The organism is Clostridium estertheticum, from assembly GCF_011065935.2.
Taxonomy (GTDB): domain Bacteria; phylum Bacillota; class Clostridia; order Clostridiales; family Clostridiaceae; genus Clostridium_AD; species Clostridium_AD estertheticum_A.
This window is the reverse complement of record NZ_JAAMNH020000001.1, coordinates 2,934,511-2,953,530: the sequence shown is the minus strand read 5'-3', so window position 1 is coordinate 2,953,530 and position 19,020 is coordinate 2,934,511. Positions and strand designations below refer to the sequence as shown.

Below are 19,020 nucleotides of genomic sequence, written 5' to 3'. Positions count from 1 at the left end.
ACTATAAAAACATTACTTTCTTTTTAAGATATAGTTTCCAATATAAAAACCATAGCGTTCATAAAAAGGCAATGCTTCATCGTTTGAATATGCTACACCAATTTGAATATTTGTTATTCCATTTAACTCAAACCAACTCAAAGAACTCTCCATAAGTTTTCCACCTAAGCGAAATTTACGATATTGATCTTCGATAAAGATAGATTCTATTTCTCCTAAATTATCTTCAATTGAACTTAAACAATATCCTACATAATTCTCAGTTTCACTATTCCAAAGCATATCTATCTTTATAGTACCAGTTTGTGCTTTTTCATAAATAGATTTTACTCTTTTATCAAAGGTGAATTTTTCGAATTTACTTTTAAAATAAATTGATTTTTCAAAGTGGACACAATTAAGTTGCTCCCACAATGGCTTTATAAGTTCAATTTCTTTTATACTTTTTTCAACTATGCAAATATTCATAAATCCCTCCAAATTAAATATATACTGTCTTCAGAATAAATAAAAACTTTCAAACTTTCATATTAAAATTTAAACGTATTTTCTACGACATTGGGTAAAACACTATAAATAGATTTGCCAATCCTTTCTTCAAAAAAATTCTTTATTTCAAAGATCGCCTTCCATTTTTCAATAGTGTACTCATTTACTCCGTGTCTCATAGCAACATCTAGCATTCTTTTTTCCATTAAACAATATCCTGTTGGTAAAGCTAATGCGTCACATAACTGAATCAATTTATCATACGCTGTAAAATCAATATTATCCAAATATTCTTTAACAAATTTGTATTCCTTATCTGAACAATCCCATTTTCCAAATACAGCATCTATGTTTTTATAAGAGAAAGAATGAGAAATACAAATTCTCGCTAATAAATCATACCCTTTCTTCATTGAAAAGTTATACCCATCTATACTATGCCTCATACTCGTTACGCCATATCGTCTCCCAATATCATGTAACATCCCTAATGATAATGCAATATGCCTATCTAACTCCTTATCTTCTTTAGCGATTAATTCTGCTGCTTTGCCTACAAATAAGGAATGTTCTACCCAAGGCCCTGGATTCAATTTACTTCCTTCTTCTAAAATCAACTTTGCTTCTTCTATGGTAGGTACACCTAAATTTATTTCTCTCATTTTACCCTCCTCAACTTTCTTAAAAAACTTTTATCTTGAATTTTTCTGAAGCTCCCAATAAATCAATTCCTGGTCTCTATTTATTTCTTTCATTCTCACCTTTTCTAATACATGTATAGATGCCAAATTATTTATTAAACAATCTGCTTTAATTACATCTACATTCCTTTGAGAAAAGGCCCAATCTAAAATTTCACATAATGCCTCTGTTGCAAATCCCTTACCTCTTTCTTTCTCTACTAAACCATAGCCTACTTCAATCTCCTTTTTTTCATCAGGTTGTCCTTTAAATCCAATGTCTCCTATTATTTTCATAGTATCTTTTTTTACAATCATCCAACATTCAAATCCAGTTGGAATGATTGATTTTTCTAGAGCACTCTTAACCATGGGTAAAATATCCTTAGTATCTTCTGTTGGCCAATCGCTCTCCATATTTAGTCCGAGTTTTTCAACGACCTTAGTATTCTCTTCCATAAGGGATTTGGTTATATCTAAAGACATTGGTATTAATATTAATCTCTCTGTATTTAAATTACTTACACTCATTATATCTGGCCATTTTTCACTTACTTTATCTTCACCTTTATAATAATCCACCTTTCGATTACTTTGGTATACTTCGTGATATGGTAAAATATTTATTTTTCCTGAATCAGGATATTCACAGACATCTAAGCCAACATTAGTACCTATATCTATGAACATACATGGTTCCTCTGTATGATTATAAAGTTGATGAGCACCTTCTGGTCCAATTTCAAAAAATACAATATCACCTTTATTTAGTTCCACAAATTCACTTGGTGTTCGAAGTGTAGCTTTTCCAGATAAAATTACAAATATCTCCTCAGAATTTCTGTGAAAATGATATGGGTAAGAGTATTTGCCCGCATCAAGGGATCTTACATCAAACTGTAGATGTTTTGACTTAACTATTTCTGACAACTTCTGACTCGTATGCCATGAGAATTCTGGAATTGGTGATTGCCTGAGTTCAAAGGATATGTTTTTTTCATTGAATATCTGCACCATTTAAATGCTCCTTCTTTTTAGTTATTAATATATCACTACCTCTTGCTAATAACATCTTTATTTGATTTTTTCATCATATTTCTTTGTTACTCTCATTTCTTTTTCAACTAATTCTTTTATAGTTATATGCCAAAGGTTTTTTTCTAAATCTGCGATTCTTTCAATCTCTCTAATAAGAGTAGGCTTGCTATCAATATATTTATACTCATAATCATAGTATGTGCCTGCATTTCCTTTAACATTTGATTTGATTAATTTGCTCTCAGAATCAAATACAGGAGAAGTGATTTTTTCCAGCTCATTATTTTTTATGAATTTTGATGTTTCTTTATCCCATAGCCAATAATAGTATGGTACATTCGCCGTAGCAGGGAGAAATTGCTGTATTCTAATATCCTTATACCCATCAAAGTTCATATCTTCAATTACTATACCTAATTGATTACCATCCGGAGTACTTGTAGCACTGAACGCTAATTCTTGCACTTTCTTTTCAACTTCATTGTACACTTCAATCTTGCTTGCACTGTATAAAGCGTCCTTTTTCTGACCATAAACTTTAAATTTGTACTCAGGAAATGATGGATGTATTTTATCCTTTAAAACAATAAATGGTTCTATGGAAGATTTAGTAGGTTTTTCAGATATTGGCTCCGTAGATATATTTTTCTTTACCTCCACGTTGCCATTATTAGCAGGTTGAGTTTTTGGTTCTGTCAGTTGACTTTGTGGATTTGTGTTTTTACTGCAACTTGAACATAATAGTGCAATTAAAACACAGGATAGTCCAATAGAAATCCTATTATATATTTTCATTTATATTTGCTCCTTATACTCCCCTAATATTATTAGTAAAATTATTCCGCTCCTCTTGATTATCAAACAATTTAAACCAATCACATATTTCTATTGCAAAATCCACGAAAGCTATCCCTTGCGCAGTTATTATATTTTTATCTCTTACGACCCTTTGTGAGATAAAATTGTTTCTTGGAAATGGGTCTTTTTCTCCAAATACATCAATATGTTTCTGAGTCCATTCAACAGCGGGAGTAGTGTATTTAACATTGTCGAGTATGCCTGCCTTTGCCAAGAATACTGTTCCGGCACCACATATAGCGCCTATTAGTTTTCCTTTTGAATTTAATTTATTAATTAATTCAATTAGTTCAGGTTTAGTATCTCCGAACCATCCACCAGGAATTATTAGCCCTTCTACATCTTCGTTCAATACATCCTTGACCAATTTCGATGGTTTATATGTAAATCCTGTTTTACCTATAATTGGATTAGACTTATATGCGATAGTGATTATTTCCTTGCCAGCATCTGAATTCAAAAGGTGGGCAATAAATGCTATCTCATAATCTGTCATTCCATCAAAGATAAAGATCAATATTTTATTCATCTAATTATCACCTCACTATTTTTTATTATAAACTCCATTTTCTATCATTCCAATATCTCCATATAGTTTTACATAATCTTCTTGCACTATTATCCCCTCACCATCACTTACAGTATAAATAATGACATTGTTCTTAAGGGAGTACTTTTGTAAGTCAGTTAAATAGTGGGACCATCTATTCCAATGAGGCATTATTTCAAAAGGTACTAACCCTAAAGCGTACAAATTATCCAAACCCACATCATTTTCATCCCCAAACTGTGCGCTACGAATAGTTGGTGAAACCACAAGCGCACCTGCACTAACGCCTACTATTATACCTCCATTTTTTACATACTCTTGCAACCTGCATATCATGTTTCGCTTTTTAAGCATATATAAAAAGTAAAATGTATTTCCTCCTGGCAAATGAATGATATCGCATTGAAATAATTTTTCTTCAAGTAATTGATTATACCGCTCATCTAGATCAAAACGCAGTATATTATAAATACCTAATTTCTTGTAGAAATCAACATTTCTTTTATAATATTTATTTTCTTTATCTGTGGTATGTTCAATTAATCCAACTGTTGCGGCATCATTATTCACCATTTCTAATAAGACGTTATTTATTTTTTTTTGCGTATTTAAATTTATTTCAGGTTCTAATTTACTATATAAAACTAAATTCATAATACTTCATACCCTTTCTAACTTGTTATATAGTACAAATACATATTTATTTAAGAATTTAAAAACCAATTTAGAGACTATATACAGCTTTTAGCATTAAAAAAGTTCTAAGCCATGCTAGCTATATTTCAATAACCATTCCTGTTTTTAACTCATTTAAATTGCTCATGGTATTACATAAATAACTATAAGCTTGTTCCCCAGTACAATGGCAAGTATAATACTTATCGACATTACTGCTAATTAGATTGGCTGAAAGATCATTTAAAAATACTTTAGAATCTGGATTTTTAATATTCATTCTCATTAAATGAAATCCACCAATTACTGTATTCAAGTCACTATCAATAATATCTCTTGTTCTCTCAATTATATTAACAATACCTTTGTGCGCACAACCGCAAAATAAACTGTATTTATTATTATGATTAATCAACAGGCTTATTTCATGGTCAAAATCATCTTTTTTTATGGATTTATTACTAAACTCTTTTAATAACTTATCATTACCTTTAGGCAGCAGCTTATTACCTTTAATATCACCAAATAAAGTAAGCTTATCATCTATTTTCATAAGTCCATCTACGAACACAAACCTATTATTATTTATTAATTCTTTTTTCAACCCTATATTGTATTTAATAATCCCAAACACTTTTACCAGATGATTATCAAATGCGCCCCTCCCAATGTAAATCTTTGCTTTGCTATTGAGTTTTAAAAATGTTTCTAACCCACCACCATGATCATAATGTCCATGTGATATAACTGCTATGTCTATATCTTCCAAGTTCACACCTAACTTGCCAGCATTATGGGCAAATGATTGATCTGTTCCAGTATCGAATAATATCTTATGATGAGATGTTTCTATATATAACGATAACCCATGTTTACATTTATATTCTTTTGAGATAGTTCTGTTTTCAAACAATGTTATAACTTTCATAAATATCTCCTTCTGATTAAATACTCGGTAAAAAGTCCGATGTAAAATAAATGCATTTATTTTATCAATATTGAATAATACTTGCATTATTAGGATAATTACTTATTTCAAGAAGTTTTCTTGTCCATTTTTTTGGATTATTTTCTTCATACTCTAATACCGTATCTCCTAAATCGAAAATTATTCCAAGTGGTTTATTCACTTTATTCTTCCTTCCTCTTTTTAATGTAATTTAAGGTACTTAACTTACAGCTGCATCCAAAATGCAAAAACTTTTCTTACCGCAATCAATTTCTGCTATAGCACCATAAGGTATAGTTATCTCCTCCTCTTGTTATATACAAAGGTCTTCTTTTCCTATCTCTTTTAAAGCTTTATCAAATATCTCTGGGAACTTCTTTGGATCTCTTATTACTTCATAAACCATATCTTTTCCATATACGTCATGTATTAAGCCCCATATGTTGCAGCCAAAATAGTAGTTTCTAGAATGCTTTAGTTTGGGAATTTCACTCTTCTCCTGTTCATCTGTGTATAATGTAAGCCAATAGTTTGAAATAATAGCATTTAATTCGTTAATATCTTTGATTTTACCTTCTTTAATAGACTTTATTTGAAGCTTAAAATTATTGAACGTTTCATCAAAATCATTCTCAAAGTAATTCCAAGTGAAATTGTCCATTCCAATGTTAGGCTCTCCATCATATATAGGATTAGTTAATACTCCTTGTCCATTATTACAATATTTTACTGCTAAACCCTCAAATGAAAGAAATAAATATAAATGCTCCTCCAGGGATAGATGGCCTTCATATATCTCTTCCATAAATTTATTCAAGCCTACATGGTGGACTTCGTGACCTATATAATTTCTAAATATGTTCACGTCAAATACACTAAAAAAGTTGATTATATCAAAATGTGAGTAGTGCTCATAAAACCAGCCAAAACTGTTTCCTATACTAATAGTAAATATAAAGTCTAATCTGTCAAAAGTCACTTCACTTGGTAATCCCTTAAATGTATATTTAAGCCCTTCTTCAAATATATCCACATTCAAACTATTTAATTTTTCAATCTCTTGCTCATAAAAATCTAAGTTATCAAATAGGAAGGTATATTGTTCATGATGCATTTTTAACCTTTCATTTTTTATGTCATTAATACTCAAATTGAAAAAATTCATAAAGTAATCTATAAATTCCTCCTTTTTTATACCACACATAGGTAGCTCTTTTTGATTATATCTTTCAAACTCTACTTTATAATCATCATGATTTAATAATTCTTCTAATTCTGTCCTCTTTAGCATTCCCTCCTTGTGCTTTCTGCAAAGTTCTATCATTTTAGAAACAGTATCATATCTAACTTTTATCTCCATTAAGCTTTCTCCTTCTCTTCTTTTAGAGCTTTCTTCTTATTTGCTTTTGCTTGTCTTTCTTCATACATATCTTGAATCCAAACACTTACTGGCGCTTTCCATTGTTCACTTTTATTAGGAATATTTTTAATCAGGCTTCTTGGATTTAACCCCATTTCCTTTGCCTGCCTTAATGTTTCAGAATTAAGTTTACATTTCTTTTTTACGTCTGCCCACTCAACCTCTTTTTTATTAGTAGCCATTATTGATTCCCTCCAGTCACTTGAATTACAATTTGGTTGCTATGATTGAAAACAAATAAAGTAATTGTTACCTTTCTGTTTTCATCATTTTAATATCTTATACATCAATATCTAAATGTTTTTTCAAATATTCTTTGAACTTTTTAAATCCATTTTCGGTTGAATCCCAATGTATGAAATCCATATTTAACTTTTTTGTTTCTTCCGGGAATCCATAATTATCATCCATATAGATGACCTCATCAGTATTTACCCTCAATCTTTTACATGCTATCTCAAATATTTTAGGAAATGGTTTCGCAGCACCTTCAATTTCTGAATTAACAAAATCCATATATTCAGAGTATCCATAATACTTATCCCAATATTTGAATGTTTCTTTAGGACCATTATTAACAACACACATTTTAAAGTGTTTTCTTAATATAGGCAATGATTCCCATAATGGTTCATACTTTTTAAAGCACTTAACAATTTCTATGATTTCGCCTTCAGAGGCAGTGTTTTTTAGTATTTTATCATAAATACAATTTGCTCTTGTTCTCATTTCTTCTTTAGGTTCAACCAAAACTCCGTTCCAATCAAATAATATAGCTTTTATCACAGTAATACCCCCTAACACAAAAAAAGTTAATACTAGCATCTCGTTCTACAAACGCATCGGAGACGGTGATTACAAGAAAATTCTTGCAACAACTCTTGTCATATGCACTTGCTTTAAAATCTCGAATTTTCAGTTAGTTTCCTTTATAACTTCATTTATTACTTTAATAACAATTTCAGGATTAGTACGATGAATTGAATGCTTAGAACATTTGACTTATATGAAATTTCCCCTTGTAGAGTTTTTACAACTAAAATAGAAAAAATCATCATCTCTTACTATGACTTCTCTAAAATCATATTGCTTTACAAGCTCATATAAAGTATCATCACTAGGAATTGCTTCTCTCGCCAAATTATATCCAATTCTTTTATGATGTTCTTTTAATTCGCTTCGAGTTTTTGAATGTACTATTGCAAAAATTCCTCCAATTTTCAAATGTTTCCTAGCATTTGAAAATACTATATTTAAGTTTTTAAAATGTGGTATGCTATTAAATATTAAAATATAATCAAAGTTTTCTTTTAAGTCTATATCTTTATCAAAATCATCACATATAGTTTTTGCACCAGGATATAGGTGCTCTAATTCTTTCAACATATTTTCTGATATATCTAAGGCCACATAATTACTTAATCGCATATTCTTTAAAACTGTATATACTACTCCTGTTCCGGATGCTACATCAAGAACGGAATTTCCCTCCGATATACCTAAAATATTTATAGCTTTATTTATAATCTTACCTTTTTCATCAGATATTTCTTTCCATTTTTCATATGTATTGTTAAAGTATTCTCTTTGATTTTCAATAGTCATAATTATTCTCCTTAGTGTATTAAAGATTATAGTCGCTAACCTATAATTAGATTATAAGTTATATTTTTACACATATCCACTAAAAAAAATACCATCTAGCCAAGGTAGATGGTATTTTATAGATATCTCCACAACTATTTATCACAAAATCTGCTTGTCCAGATGTTTTATGCTCTTTATAATAAGTATTATCATACTTTAGGCTTTAACAAGCGCTGGTTAAGTTCCCATAAAGATATTTTATTACTATCCCATTTTAGTAATTGTATTGCTTCTTCATAAGTAAACCATTCAAAGCTTGTATGCTCTTCTGATATAACTAAGTTTTTCTCATTTACTCTTACTCCAAAAGAAGTTTCTTTTACAACATATACATTAGGCCCCCAAGATAAATGACAATCAAATACCGTTGCTGGAACAGAAGCAATAGAATCAAGATTAATAAATTCACAATCGCTTTTTATTCTAGCTTCTTCATAACTTTCTCTTTTTGCAGCTTCAAGCATTCCTTCCTCATCTTCAACTCCCCCTGCTATTCCTTGCCAGAAATCTCCATCACTTCTCTTAAATATTGCGTATTTTATGTTATTATTACTATCACTATAAAATGGAAAAACTAATATATTAAATGGCTGTCTCACAATTTTGACCCCCTTTATACTACTTTAATTTTTTACCCATCTTAACCATATTATGAAAGCTTTGAAGCAGTTTCCTAATCTCTGCTATGTTAAAATCCAACTTGATTTTTTACACCAACTTTAAAAGTTCGTCAAAGCTATCAATAACATAATCATATTCTTTAACCTCTCCAAAACCATACCTGGCATAAATAAATGGTATACCAGCAAATCTTGCAGATTTTAAGTCTCCTTCAGTGTCCCCAATATATATTGGGTTGATCAAACTGTTTTTCTCTATTATCAAATTTATATTTTCTCCTTTGGTCAATCCAGTTCTACCTGAGCTTTCATAAGCTATAAAATTAACTTATTTTGTACCTCACTATAGTTACTTATAGTTTCATTCCATGAATCTATAACACTATCGACTGAATCCCATAGAGTACCGTCTAAATCAAGAATTATACTATCTCTTTTCATAATTGCACCCTTCATACAGTTAAACCTCTATCCAGTATCTTTGAGTTATTTCTCCATCTTCAGGAACTTCATTTTCTAGAACTCCACCATTATTTATAATTGTTTTAGCTGAACCTCCATTATTTTTATCACAAGTAATCAAAATCTTATCAATTCCAAGTTCCTTTGCTATCGGTAAAGCCATAGATAACATCAATGATGCATATCCTTTTTTTCGCTCTGAGGGACGAATGCCATAACCAATATGCCCACCAAAATTAAATAAGTAGTCATTTAGATAATGTCTAATGTTTACTGCTCCAATAATTTTTTTATTATCTATAACTAAAAAGTATGTGTGTGCAGGAACAAAACCAGTATTTACAGTTTCAATTTTATATGTATGATCCAACCATGTTTTATAATCCATGTCTAATAATCTTGCAGCATATGGAACAATTGCGTCTCCATCTTTTTCCCAATCATTAATAAAATCATAATATTGATCTTCCATTTCACTACAAGCTCTTAATAATTCTAGTTTCATAGCTATCCCTCCATCATTTTTGCATATTTGCTTATGCTCAACTTATATTTTTCTCAAAATTACTTCTCTTTCGCCATTTTGCTTTGTGTTAAAATATAATATTTCTTTCCCCATAATCAATTTTTTTATTTCTTCATTAATATAATATTTAAATATCATACCTTTTCTAGTACCATCTATGTATTTAAAACTTCCATCTGCTAGTACTTCATGACATGCTTCAATATCATTATCCGAAAGTCCATCAAATGAAAGATATATAAGCCCATTCTTCTTTGTTATTCTGAACAGTTCATTTAATGCTTTAATTGCTTCAGTAGTGTTAAGATGGTCAAGTACTGCATGTGCAATGACTCCCTCAAAACATTCATCTCGGTATTTTATATCAGTTATACTACATACACAAAAATCCATAAATCCTAGATTCAATGTCGTAAGCATATTCTTTGTGAGAATAATTGATTGTTCTGAAATATCAAAACCACTAACTTTGAAATTATTTTTGCTAAAAATAGCACTATACTTTCCAAAAACACATGCAGCATCACATATATTCGAAATTTTATGTTGCTTAAAAATATCTATAAATTTATAATCATCATTTAAATTTATATATTTTTTATAATCTTTAACATCGACACTTGTCCATACATTGTCCCAATAATTATTCATATAATTATTTTCACCTATCCATTCTATTTTGTCTTGTTACTAAAACTCCATTGGAATGTCCTTATACTTACCAGCTTCGATTTTTAAATTAATTAAGAAATTCATCTATAATTTTAATAATTTGATTATTAAATATTATATTAGAATGATTAGTTTTTTTTATGATTTTAAGAAAAGAGCCTTTAATATTTCTATGTATATCAAAGGTATGTTCCTCATAAATAAGATCATTTTCAGCCGAAAGTACAAGTGTTGGCTTTATTATTTGCTTTAAATCGATTTCTGAAATACCCATATCATCTAGCATTAAATCAAACTTCCATTTTTGTATTTTAACTGGATTAAAGTATTTTGAAAAAGGCATTAATAAAATTATCAAGAACTTTAATATATTTCTAAGCCATTTTTTAATACCCTCTACTTTATAATTGCCTGAAATAATAACTAATTTATCTATCAATTGAGGATACTTTTTGGCTATCATTAATGCAATATTTGCTCCATCACTATACCCAACAACACGTATATTCGTGAACTTTTTTTTGCTGCAAAAGGTAATGATATCATCTGCAAATAAGCCAATAGAATATGGAACTTCCCCAGATTCACTTGATCCGTGTCCCCTACTATCAACAGCTACAACTTTATATTTTTCGGAAAAATAATCATATAAATTAACAAAAATACCACTATCCAAATTATTACCGTGTAAAAATATTAAAACATCACCTTGACCCTTTTCATGATAGTTTATTATTACATCATCGATATCCAACTGATTACTATCATCTAATTTCATAAAAGTCACCTCTTAATTCTATATAGTTCAATGCCTTCTCAATATATGATTCTATTTTTAATGAACTATCAACAACTAAGTAATTAGTTTTAGTTGGTCGTTTTGATTTGTCAATTGCCCCTAAAAATCTATTTTTTTCAGCCGCTTCAATTTGACTAATGCTTCTTTTTCTAGACCGTAATCTATTGTTAACTACTTCAAAATCCTCCACTCTACATTCTATAAATTTGTATTCGGCATTATATTCATGTGCAATACTAATACCATTATCTAATGAATCATTATAATAACAAGGTGTATCAATAATTACATTTTTATTAAGACTCAAATAATATTTGCATAATGAAAAAACAACGTTATATGATGCGTTAGCAACAATATTTAATGCAACTCCGGATTCTATCATTGAAGATTTTATAACATCTCTATCAATAACTACCACATCTATGTATTTTGAAATTTCTTTAGCTAACGTTGATTTTCCTGAGCCAGGAAAACCAGCCATCTGTAGTAAAAACATTGAAAATCCTCCTTTTTCTTCAGCATAAGAAGAATAAGACTTACAGAGTCATTGAAGATTGGAATTAACTTAAATCAAAGAATAGTTCCGTCTTTTCTCCTGCCTTTTTAAAACCACATTTTTTATACATTTCCTTTGCAGAATCTCCACTATCAGTAATAAGATAAACAAATTCTATACATTGATTTTTTGCCTCTTCTAATAGGTGTTTTATTACAGAAGTTCCAAATCCTTTTCTTTGATAGTTTTTTATGATATCAAAATCTTCTATTTTAGCAATATCATTATTTAACATAAATTCACATTTTCCTATTGATATTCCATTATAATCACAAACATATAAATCTAAATTTGAATTGTGCTGTTTATATACCTCGGATTTTCTATATATTCTTTTCCGTGCAAATTCACTCCCCATAGCTAATTGATTAGCTAAAATATCAACTTCTATTCCATCGTTTAATACTTTTTCTGATAAGGCTTTGGTTAAGTTACACTCCTCATTTCCAGTTAAATAATCGCACATTTGAGGATTAATATACATGTAATCATATTTTGTTACTTTTGGAGTTACAGGCAAATTATTAATAAAATCATCCTCAATAGAAAAATTAAACTCTATTCTTAAGAACTTTGCGTTTTCAACTTTTCTTTTTTCTAACTCGTCGAATATTATCTTTCTAAAATTATCTTTACAAACACTCTTTTTGATAAATGTGAAATTGTGCATATACATGTCCTTTAAATTATCATCGTAGAACCTAATAATTTCATTATTTTCATAGTTTTCGGAGAATTTCTTTGCATATATAATATCTGTTCTTGAAAATTTACTAAACATATTTACCATCTCCATTCCTTATTAATAGTCATTTAAAATTCTTTCTAACCTATTTATTAAATTTAGGTAAAAGTATACGCTTGAATACATAACTTGTCTCCTTGGCTGCCACAGCGAACTGCAAGCTATTGTTATTAGATGCCTCTACAGTTTTTAAGACTTGAGGTTAAATAACTAAACTTATACCTATAGTATTAATAATAATCATATGTCTCGTATTAATGCGGTGATTATTAACTTTCTTTTATCATTGCTTAAACTATGATACATTTCATTTGGGTTATAGTCAGGTATTATAAAGCTGTTGTCAATATCCAATAGGTTTGCTAGAGACATATTAAAATCATAATGGCTTACTGGTCTTTCTCCTGATATATTAATTATTCCTTTAAAATCGCTATATGTAAGCTCAATAATAGCATCTGCCAAATCTTGTACGTGAACAAAACTTGCATACATATTAGCTGTTCTAGAATATGTTTCACCCGTTTTTGAAACTTGCAGTAATTTTTCCATCCTCAAATCCATTTGGTTATCATAATCGTAGCCGTATATATTCCCAGGCCTCACAATAACATGATTAGAATGCTTACCGACTATACTTTCTCCTTTAATCTTGCCATTAATATATTTTGATAAATGCTCATCAGGCATACGTATATGAGGACTTACTTGTTCAACCTGCTGTTTTCCTTTTCCAACTGTAGTGGAAACATAAATTAAGCGTGTATCTTGAGAAATTCTATTAACAATCTCATTTATCCCTATTAATGCTAAAGACATTTCTTTTTCAAAATCATAAATACTCATAATAATTACGTCAGGTTTGTATGTAAGTAATTTATTTATATCTATGCTATTTAATAAATCAATTTTTAAAAGATTCTGATTATTTGATTTGCAACAAGTTCCATAAATATCATCATTACTACACATCTTTAGTTTTTTATATATTGTATTTCCCAAATACCCACTTGCTCCTATAATCATTATTTTCATAATGGTATTGTTATAGCTAGCCTCCAAAATAATCCGCTATATTAACTCCGTCAAACATTTCTGTTCCATATAACTCATCGTTTAATTGGTTATTAAAAAGCGTTATAAATTTTATTTTCTCATTCAAAATTAGTTTTGCACTTTCGGTGTTTAATAACTTTAATCCATTTTCACAGAAATTCATTTCGAATGTCTTGACTCTATCAGAAAGTAAATTGAAAAAATATGGATTGTTTCTATCTATCCAATTAGAAGCCATAAATATTGACATAACACCAATTTCATCTAGCACATCAGCATCTCTTAATACTTTCAAGCAATAATCGGATTCATCATCTTCTTTATCTGAGTGCTTTTCAATTAAATATAATAATTTCTTGGGATCTTTAATACCATTAGCTATTGTTTGATTTTTTATCAGCCAATCATGTACAATGTCTCTTCCTAATAAGGCATGTCCCTCTCTTTTATGCATTCTACCTATATCATGTAATATTGCAGCTAACCGAGTATTTAAAACTTCATCATGGGATAAATCATGAGACTCACAATCTAAAATCTTCTTAACATAACCCTCAACTCTAAGGGAGTGTAAAATAACAAATTCCCAGCTTTTACGCCAGGGGTGACTCACTTCATAATCAATATTCTTATCTTTTAAATAAGAAAGAAGAAATTGTTTACCTTCGTCTAAAATATTTTCATCCATAGTAATCATCTCCTTAAAATATCTAGTGTTATAAACTAAGTAACCCCGGTACTACTATGCTACTGCTCATTTACCTCTATATATTGCTGTCTTTAATTCATTAATATATTCTTTTTTATCTGGCATATCTGTTAATTCAGCTTGTTCAATTGCTAAATCTATGTCATATGGTACTCTAACAAGAGATATTGCAAATGATGATTTATATTTATCATTCAGTTTCCCTTCAATTATTCCATAAGAAGCTTGGGGGATTTCAAGTGGATTACCAACACTTCCAACATTAAAAATAGTTTTTCCATCAAAATTATCTATATGAGCACCATGTATATCCCCATATCCAATTACATCTGCTTCTGCATTAAGAGTGGGTGTTGCTGCAAACAACTTCATCCGTTCACTTTGCTTAGTTGAAAGGTATACTCTATGAAAAAGGTCGTTTGGAGAAGCATGACATAATCTTAATAACTTTCCGCTTATATAAAACTCTTTATAGATTGGTAACTGCTTCATATATTTTAATCGTTCAACTCCTAATTTGTTCTGGTGCCACTTTAAAACGTCATTATCATCTATTTCAGACATATAATAATCCCAATTGCCTTTAATTACTACTTCACAATGTTGTCTAATTTTATCTACTACTTCTGCAGAACTAGGACCTTTGCCAGCTAAATCGCCAAGACAAAAAATAGACTTAATATTTCTATTTTTAATATCTATTAATACAGCTTCTAATGCAGGCATATTTCCATGAATATCCGATATTATTGCAATTCTTTCCATATTAAGCTCCTCGTTTTTTATTTCACTATTTCGAGCCAGATAACTGCTTGAATATTGTAGACTAAAAAATATTATAAAAATTTTTTAATGAGTAATATGATTCAATATTAGTTAATTCTTCAGTTATCACAACGTTATTTTTATTAAATATCTTATAGGCTTTTGCATTTCTATCTGATTTTAATATTCTGAATTTATCATCAAATACCTCTAAAGCACAATTATTATCAAGCCCAATCCCTAAAATATCATTATGTTTTAACATATCTATGAAACCCTCTCTCCTATTATCTTCATTAAAATGAGGACAATGAAATCCTTTTAGTAAGCCCAATGCCTCTAACTTAATATAATTTTTACACTCGTCCCCTTCGCTTGAAGAGTCACTATATCCATATTCAAACCAACAGATTGAACCAGCACTAAGTCCACAAAGAATGGTTTCTCCATTAAATGATTGCTTTAAGTAATAATCAACTTTATTCTCTTTCCAAACTTTTAGCATATTTTTTGTATCTCCTCCACCAACATATATTATGTCAGAAGAAAATATCTTTTCCTTTATTTCATCTTCATTAATATTGTTGTTTATAAGATACAATGTATCTGTATGGCATCCTAACATTTCACCATAAACCTTATTAAATATTTCAATATATGTTGGTGCGTCATAACTTGCAGTTGGAATAAATAATGCTCTTGGTTTTTCTTTATTGGTAGATTTTACGATATATTTATCTATTTCAAAAGTTTTGAGATGTCCAAAATCTCCTCCACCAATTGATATAATTCTTCCCATTAATTAACCCCATTTCGGAAAAATTGTTAGTCTTATATTTTTTAATTTCACTTAACCTTCCGTGTTACCAACGTTCTCGAGCCCTTGCGAGATACGCTCTTCTTAGTTCTTCATATCTAATAGATAACTAGGTAAGCCTAATGACTGTAAAACATTTAGAGTAACTTGTTTTATAGACTTTTCTATATCTATGATATCTAGATCGTTATAAACTGGTTGATGTGCATCAATTAAGGAAACTTTGGATGATCCTAAACGAACTTTCAAATAATCAATACTTGGTTGTACATTTTCTATGTAAAACTGGTATCTTTTCTCTAAACTATCTTTTTTATCATCAAATCTTTTTCTTACTAAAGCCCTTTTAATCATCTCATCTTTGGATATTGATAAATGTATTACTTTTATAATCGGGATATTAAACTCACCAAAAGTGTTTAATAGCTCTTCTGCTGCTTTAATTGTTCGTGGATACCCATCTAGAATAAATATTTCTTTCTGAAACTCCTCCGAGTCTTCAAATGTAGCATTTATAATATTTACAGTCCATTCATCAGGCACTAATAAGCCTTCTATGACACAAAACTCTAACCAATCCAATTGACTTATTGTTTCTCTACCCCCGTAGAATAATATTAATTCACTTTTATATTTTATAGCTTTTGAAATATTTTCTGCTCTGTTTTCGGCTTCTTCAAATACTGATATTCTATCACTTATGTTGTATGCAGTAGCAAGCCTATCTCTAAAGTTTTCATTTTCACGTGCTTTTCTTATTGTCCTACGTAAAATATCCCCCATTGAGAGATGTCTTTCCTTTGGTATTGATAAAAAACTGCTCAGTTCCTTAGCTATTTCACCTTTACCACAACTTGATGGACCAGTAAGTAAAATTGCCCCACAACCTTCTGCTACTACTCTTTGAACAATAATTTTTATATTACCATCTAATATCGAATTATTACTCATTTCATAACCTCCCAAACTTTCCCTAGAATTTGTTATTTATGCAACTGCAGCTCCACTTAAAATTAGCTGTACTATACGAATACTAGGGCTTATTAACTCTTACAAGCCAGTCACTAATTAATGAATTAAATAATTTTTCCTGTTCTATCTGCAAACAATGTCCCGCTCCATCAAGTATAGCGAAAGTTGCTCTCGGATAATTTTCCAATATATTCCATGAATCCTTATAGCCAACACAATCGTCTTGTTTACCTAACAAAATAAGGGTAGGTTTATCAACTTTTTTATTTATTTTATCTACATCGAATGAGAGTGCATAGCCATTTTGTTGAAGCCTCTGTAAAAATGTATTATCTGCAATTTCAACACCAGTCATTATTTCATTTTTATTTCTTTCATAGATTTTTTCACTTTGAACCACGAACCCAGAATTAAAATCTTCAGCATCCTCTGTTGTCAATTTAGATAATAACTTATCGTCTTTTACTAAAACAACATGCTCTTCAACACTTCGTTTTTCATAATCTGGTATAATAAGTGGACAAATTAATAAAACACCGTCTATTCTATTCGCCATTTTGTGAATTACACCTCTTGAAAGATATCCGCCATATGACTGACCTACAAGTAGGAAATTTTCATTTGGGATGATTTTTTCAATAAAACTAATTATAATATCAAGCATATCATCAGAGCTCTTAATCCACTCTGCACCCTCTGATTTTCCCATACCTGGCAAGTCGAGATATATCCTTTTATAACCCACTTTAGATCTAAAAATAGGTTCCATACATCCAGTCATTAATCTGTGGTCTACATAATAACCATGTAGCATAACAATTGGTTTTCCATTACCTGTTATTTCATAGTTTATAGATACATTTTTTACCTTACATTGCATTATTTTTTCTCCTTTTAACTGATAATTTGGTACTATATAATGCTCCTTTTGTGATGTTAGGATTTCTTAGTATATAGTTTAATTTATCTTCCCATCTATCATGCATATCGTAACAATGCTCTTCTCTATTTACAAATTCAAACCCAAATTTTCCAAATATACTTTGCATTTTAAAATTAGAACCCATTGTATCAGCATATATGAATTTAAGTTCCAAGGTATTAAACACATAATCTATTGCCAATTCTACAGCTTCCGTTCCGTATCCCAACCCATTGTAATTGCCATTGACAAGGACAATACCAAGTTCGCATTGGCTTTTTTCATGATTAATTCTTTTTAAAGACAATTCACCTATTGGCGTTCCAGTTGGTAAAAAAATCCCTACTCTCGGATACCATGACTCCTTTTCACTAATAGAATCATAACCTATATCTACTCTTTTTTTATCATAAACATAAAGATCAGGGTCCATAATGGAATCTGCAACATAGGATTTCCAATATTCATGATATTCTTCTCTTGTAAATGTTCTTAAACAAATCTTGTCACCTTGAATACTAATCATAAGTACCTCCACTTATTAAAATATAAACTATAAAATCTTATTCTACAATTTTTGAGAAGAATTATATTTCATAACATAAAACTCACCAAATCCAAGCTTGGTTTCTTGCTGCTTTGTAGCAATGATTTCAAAACCTTGAGATTTATAGCAACACACTGCCCTTTTGTTCCATGTTCTAACTTCTAATACAACAGGTTTATTAGGAACTCTATTTTGAATTTCAATTAAAGCCATCTTCGTAATCAGCTTCCCTATGCCTATACCACAAACATTTGGGTTGACACCAATTCCAAAGAATACAGAGTCAGCTCCATCTAGTAAATGAACAAACCCCACTAATTCACTATTTTCATTTACATAACTTATATACCTTTCTCTTTTCGCATCATCACTTAGGGAATATTTCTCTTGAAGCATTGTTTCCCAAGAAGGAAGATTATAAATTGAATAATCTCCATCATATTTCCAATTAGATATTTCTTTTGCTTGTATTTCTGTAAGTTTACCTGCTTCTAAATTCATTATTTCACCCCCAAAATATAAAGAATTACTATAAATTCAATT

The 19,020-nt window shown here is 29.8% G+C and carries 27 protein-coding genes and 1 pseudogene; all 28 read right to left on the bottom strand.

Going from position 1 to position 19,020, the window contains the following annotated elements; genetic code table 11:
• Positions 1 to 12: 12 nt before the first annotated feature.
• Entirely contained in the window at positions 13 to 468 is a 456-nt protein-coding gene (locus tag G9F72_RS14030) for a GNAT family N-acetyltransferase (RefSeq protein ID WP_164955278.1), read from the bottom strand.
• A 62-nt stretch (positions 469 to 530) separates the two neighbouring features.
• Positions 531 to 1,151 (bottom strand): HD domain-containing protein, encoded by a 621-nt coding sequence (locus G9F72_RS14025; protein ID WP_164955277.1) that lies wholly within the window; start codon positions 1,149 to 1,151, stop codon positions 531 to 533.
• A 30-nt stretch (positions 1,152 to 1,181) separates the two neighbouring features.
• Positions 1,182 to 2,186 carry a GNAT family N-acetyltransferase gene (locus tag G9F72_RS14020; RefSeq protein ID WP_164955276.1) on the bottom strand — a complete coding sequence of 335 codons (1,005 nt, stop codon included), beginning with the start codon at positions 2,184 to 2,186 and terminating at the stop codon, positions 1,182 to 1,184.
• A 57-nt stretch (positions 2,187 to 2,243) separates the two neighbouring features.
• Entirely contained in the window at positions 2,244 to 3,002 is a 759-nt protein-coding gene (locus G9F72_RS14015; protein ID WP_164955275.1) for an XAC2610-related protein, read from the bottom strand.
• A gap of 13 nt (positions 3,003 to 3,015) precedes the next feature.
• Positions 3,016 to 3,594, bottom strand: a complete 579-nt coding sequence (locus G9F72_RS14010) for a DJ-1/PfpI family protein (RefSeq protein WP_164955274.1) — start codon at positions 3,592 to 3,594, stop codon at positions 3,016 to 3,018.
• A 15-nt stretch (positions 3,595 to 3,609) separates the two neighbouring features.
• Positions 3,610 to 4,269 (bottom strand): Type 1 glutamine amidotransferase-like domain-containing protein, encoded by a 660-nt coding sequence (locus tag G9F72_RS14005; RefSeq protein ID WP_164955273.1) that lies wholly within the window; start codon positions 4,267 to 4,269, stop codon positions 3,610 to 3,612.
• Positions 4,270 to 4,390: 121 nt separating this feature from the next.
• Positions 4,391 to 5,218: an MBL fold metallo-hydrolase gene (locus G9F72_RS14000; RefSeq protein WP_164955272.1), complete on the bottom strand. Its 828-nt coding sequence runs from the start codon at positions 5,216 to 5,218 to the stop codon at positions 4,391 to 4,393.
• Between the two features lie 64 nt (positions 5,219 to 5,282).
• Positions 5,283 to 5,420: a hypothetical protein gene (locus tag G9F72_RS13995; RefSeq protein WP_164955271.1), complete on the bottom strand. Its 138-nt coding sequence runs from the start codon at positions 5,418 to 5,420 to the stop codon at positions 5,283 to 5,285.
• 132 nt (positions 5,421 to 5,552) lie between these two features.
• A complete protein-coding gene (locus G9F72_RS13990) occupies positions 5,553 to 6,599 on the bottom strand; it encodes a DUF5700 domain-containing putative Zn-dependent protease (RefSeq protein WP_164955270.1) in 1,047 nt (348 codons plus the stop codon).
• Positions 6,599 to 6,841: a hypothetical protein gene (locus G9F72_RS13985; RefSeq protein ID WP_164955269.1), complete on the bottom strand. Its 243-nt coding sequence runs from the start codon at positions 6,839 to 6,841 to the stop codon at positions 6,599 to 6,601. The genes G9F72_RS13990 and G9F72_RS13985 overlap by 1 nt, the downstream gene beginning before the upstream one ends.
• A 97-nt stretch (positions 6,842 to 6,938) precedes the next feature.
• Positions 6,939 to 7,445 (bottom strand): HAD family hydrolase, encoded by a 507-nt coding sequence (locus tag G9F72_RS13980; protein WP_164955268.1) that lies wholly within the window; start codon positions 7,443 to 7,445, stop codon positions 6,939 to 6,941.
• Positions 7,446 to 7,661: 216 nt separating this feature from the next.
• Entirely contained in the window at positions 7,662 to 8,264 is a 603-nt protein-coding gene (locus G9F72_RS13975; protein WP_164955267.1) for a class I SAM-dependent methyltransferase, read from the bottom strand.
• Positions 8,265 to 8,455: 191 nt separating this feature from the next.
• The gene (locus tag G9F72_RS13970) at positions 8,456 to 8,905 is read right to left on the bottom strand and encodes an NUDIX hydrolase (RefSeq protein ID WP_164955266.1); all 450 of its coding nucleotides are present in this window, start codon (positions 8,903 to 8,905) and stop codon (positions 8,456 to 8,458) included.
• A gap of 109 nt (positions 8,906 to 9,014) precedes the next feature.
• Positions 9,015 to 9,248, bottom strand: a pseudogene (locus G9F72_RS27435) (HAD family hydrolase); the annotation flags it as partial.
• Positions 9,242 to 9,367, bottom strand: coding sequence for a hypothetical protein (locus tag G9F72_RS27430; protein WP_318010950.1), 126 nt, complete (start codon positions 9,365 to 9,367; stop codon positions 9,242 to 9,244). The gene G9F72_RS27430 and the pseudogene G9F72_RS27435, both read right to left, overlap by 7 nt.
• A 19-nt stretch (positions 9,368 to 9,386) precedes the next feature.
• The gene (locus G9F72_RS13960; RefSeq protein WP_164955265.1) at positions 9,387 to 9,893 is read right to left on the bottom strand and encodes a GNAT family N-acetyltransferase; all 507 of its coding nucleotides are present in this window, start codon (positions 9,891 to 9,893) and stop codon (positions 9,387 to 9,389) included.
• 42 nt (positions 9,894 to 9,935) lie between these two features.
• Positions 9,936 to 10,565 carry a class I SAM-dependent methyltransferase gene (locus G9F72_RS13955; RefSeq protein WP_164955264.1) on the bottom strand — a complete coding sequence of 210 codons (630 nt, stop codon included), beginning with the start codon at positions 10,563 to 10,565 and terminating at the stop codon, positions 9,936 to 9,938.
• 88 nt (positions 10,566 to 10,653) lie between these two features.
• Entirely contained in the window at positions 10,654 to 11,364 is a 711-nt protein-coding gene (locus G9F72_RS13950; RefSeq protein WP_164955263.1) for an alpha/beta fold hydrolase, read from the bottom strand.
• Positions 11,351 to 11,884, bottom strand: coding sequence for an AAA family ATPase (locus G9F72_RS13945; RefSeq protein WP_164955262.1), 534 nt, complete (start codon positions 11,882 to 11,884; stop codon positions 11,351 to 11,353). Before G9F72_RS13945 ends, G9F72_RS13950 begins: the two co-directional genes overlap by 14 nt.
• A 64-nt stretch (positions 11,885 to 11,948) precedes the next feature.
• Positions 11,949 to 12,725, bottom strand: a complete 777-nt coding sequence (locus G9F72_RS13940) for a GNAT family N-acetyltransferase (RefSeq protein WP_164955261.1) — start codon at positions 12,723 to 12,725, stop codon at positions 11,949 to 11,951.
• 204 nt (positions 12,726 to 12,929) lie between these two features.
• Entirely contained in the window at positions 12,930 to 13,724 is a 795-nt protein-coding gene (locus tag G9F72_RS13935) for an NAD-dependent epimerase/dehydratase family protein (RefSeq protein ID WP_224676132.1), read from the bottom strand.
• Between the two features lie 16 nt (positions 13,725 to 13,740).
• The gene (locus G9F72_RS13930; RefSeq protein ID WP_164955259.1) at positions 13,741 to 14,433 is read right to left on the bottom strand and encodes an HD domain-containing protein; all 693 of its coding nucleotides are present in this window, start codon (positions 14,431 to 14,433) and stop codon (positions 13,741 to 13,743) included.
• A 66-nt stretch (positions 14,434 to 14,499) separates the two neighbouring features.
• Positions 14,500 to 15,219, bottom strand: a complete 720-nt coding sequence (locus G9F72_RS13925; RefSeq protein WP_164955258.1) for a metallophosphoesterase family protein — start codon at positions 15,217 to 15,219, stop codon at positions 14,500 to 14,502.
• A gap of 61 nt (positions 15,220 to 15,280) precedes the next feature.
• On the bottom strand, positions 15,281 to 16,018 hold the full coding sequence (locus G9F72_RS13920; protein WP_164955257.1) for a peptidase E: 738 nt from the start codon (positions 16,016 to 16,018) through the stop codon (positions 15,281 to 15,283).
• A gap of 102 nt (positions 16,019 to 16,120) precedes the next feature.
• A complete protein-coding gene (locus G9F72_RS13915; RefSeq protein ID WP_164955256.1) occupies positions 16,121 to 16,987 on the bottom strand; it encodes a nucleoside monophosphate kinase in 867 nt (288 codons plus the stop codon).
• Between the two features lie 82 nt (positions 16,988 to 17,069).
• Positions 17,070 to 17,888, bottom strand: a complete 819-nt coding sequence (locus G9F72_RS13910) for an alpha/beta fold hydrolase (protein WP_164955255.1) — start codon at positions 17,886 to 17,888, stop codon at positions 17,070 to 17,072.
• Positions 17,878 to 18,456 (bottom strand): GNAT family N-acetyltransferase, encoded by a 579-nt coding sequence (locus tag G9F72_RS13905; RefSeq protein WP_164955254.1) that lies wholly within the window; start codon positions 18,454 to 18,456, stop codon positions 17,878 to 17,880. Before G9F72_RS13905 ends, G9F72_RS13910 begins: the two co-directional genes overlap by 11 nt.
• Before the next feature lie 42 nt (positions 18,457 to 18,498).
• The gene (locus G9F72_RS13900) at positions 18,499 to 18,978 is read right to left on the bottom strand and encodes a GNAT family N-acetyltransferase (RefSeq protein WP_164955253.1); all 480 of its coding nucleotides are present in this window, start codon (positions 18,976 to 18,978) and stop codon (positions 18,499 to 18,501) included.
• Positions 18,979 to 19,020 lie beyond the last annotated feature (42 nt).

Excerpts from the sequence above, each read along its gene's own strand:
- G9F72_RS14030 (WP_164955278.1), bottom strand. The coding sequence starts at position 468 with ATGAATATTTGCATAGTTGAAAAAAGTATAAAAGAAATTGAACTTATA.
- G9F72_RS14025 (WP_164955277.1), bottom strand. The coding sequence starts at position 1,151 with ATGAGAGAAATAAATTTAGGTGTACCTACCATAGAAGAAGCAAAGTTG.
- G9F72_RS14020 (WP_164955276.1), bottom strand. The coding sequence starts at position 2,186 with ATGGTGCAGATATTCAATGAAAAAAACATATCCTTTGAACTCAGGCAA.
- G9F72_RS14015 (WP_164955275.1), bottom strand. The coding sequence starts at position 3,002 with ATGAAAATATATAATAGGATTTCTATTGGACTATCCTGTGTTTTAATT.
- G9F72_RS14010 (WP_164955274.1), bottom strand. The coding sequence starts at position 3,594 with ATGAATAAAATATTGATCTTTATCTTTGATGGAATGACAGATTATGAG.
- G9F72_RS14005 (WP_164955273.1), bottom strand. The coding sequence starts at position 4,269 with ATGAATTTAGTTTTATATAGTAAATTAGAACCTGAAATAAATTTAAAT.
- G9F72_RS14000 (WP_164955272.1), bottom strand. The coding sequence starts at position 5,218 with ATGAAAGTTATAACATTGTTTGAAAACAGAACTATCTCAAAAGAATAT.
- G9F72_RS13990 (WP_164955270.1), bottom strand. The coding sequence starts at position 6,599 with ATGGAGATAAAAGTTAGATATGATACTGTTTCTAAAATGATAGAACTT.
- G9F72_RS13985 (WP_164955269.1), bottom strand. The coding sequence starts at position 6,841 with ATGGCTACTAATAAAAAAGAGGTTGAGTGGGCAGACGTAAAAAAGAAA.
- G9F72_RS13975 (WP_164955267.1), bottom strand. The coding sequence starts at position 8,264 with ATGACTATTGAAAATCAAAGAGAATACTTTAACAATACATATGAAAAA.
- G9F72_RS27430 (WP_318010950.1), bottom strand. The coding sequence starts at position 9,367 with ATGAAAAGAGATAGTATAATTCTTGATTTAGACGGTACTCTATGGGAT.
- G9F72_RS13960 (WP_164955265.1), bottom strand. The coding sequence starts at position 9,893 with ATGAAACTAGAATTATTAAGAGCTTGTAGTGAAATGGAAGATCAATAT.
- G9F72_RS13955 (WP_164955264.1), bottom strand. The coding sequence starts at position 10,565 with ATGAATAATTATTGGGACAATGTATGGACAAGTGTCGATGTTAAAGAT.
- G9F72_RS13950 (WP_164955263.1), bottom strand. The coding sequence starts at position 11,364 with ATGAAATTAGATGATAGTAATCAGTTGGATATCGATGATGTAATAATA.
- G9F72_RS13945 (WP_164955262.1), bottom strand. The coding sequence starts at position 11,884 with ATGTTTTTACTACAGATGGCTGGTTTTCCTGGCTCAGGAAAATCAACG.
- G9F72_RS13940 (WP_164955261.1), bottom strand. The coding sequence starts at position 12,725 with ATGTTTAGTAAATTTTCAAGAACAGATATTATATATGCAAAGAAATTC.
- G9F72_RS13935 (WP_224676132.1), bottom strand. The coding sequence starts at position 13,724 with ATGAAAATAATGATTATAGGAGCAAGTGGGTATTTGGGAAATACAATA.
- G9F72_RS13930 (WP_164955259.1), bottom strand. The coding sequence starts at position 14,433 with ATGGATGAAAATATTTTAGACGAAGGTAAACAATTTCTTCTTTCTTAT.
- G9F72_RS13925 (WP_164955258.1), bottom strand. The coding sequence starts at position 15,219 with ATGGAAAGAATTGCAATAATATCGGATATTCATGGAAATATGCCTGCA.
- G9F72_RS13920 (WP_164955257.1), bottom strand. The coding sequence starts at position 16,018 with ATGGGAAGAATTATATCAATTGGTGGAGGAGATTTTGGACATCTCAAA.
- G9F72_RS13915 (WP_164955256.1), bottom strand. The coding sequence starts at position 16,987 with ATGAGTAATAATTCGATATTAGATGGTAATATAAAAATTATTGTTCAA.
- G9F72_RS13910 (WP_164955255.1), bottom strand. The coding sequence starts at position 17,888 with ATGCAATGTAAGGTAAAAAATGTATCTATAAACTATGAAATAACAGGT.
- G9F72_RS13905 (WP_164955254.1), bottom strand. The coding sequence starts at position 18,456 with ATGATTAGTATTCAAGGTGACAAGATTTGTTTAAGAACATTTACAAGA.
- G9F72_RS13900 (WP_164955253.1), bottom strand. The coding sequence starts at position 18,978 with ATGAATTTAGAAGCAGGTAAACTTACAGAAATACAAGCAAAAGAAATA.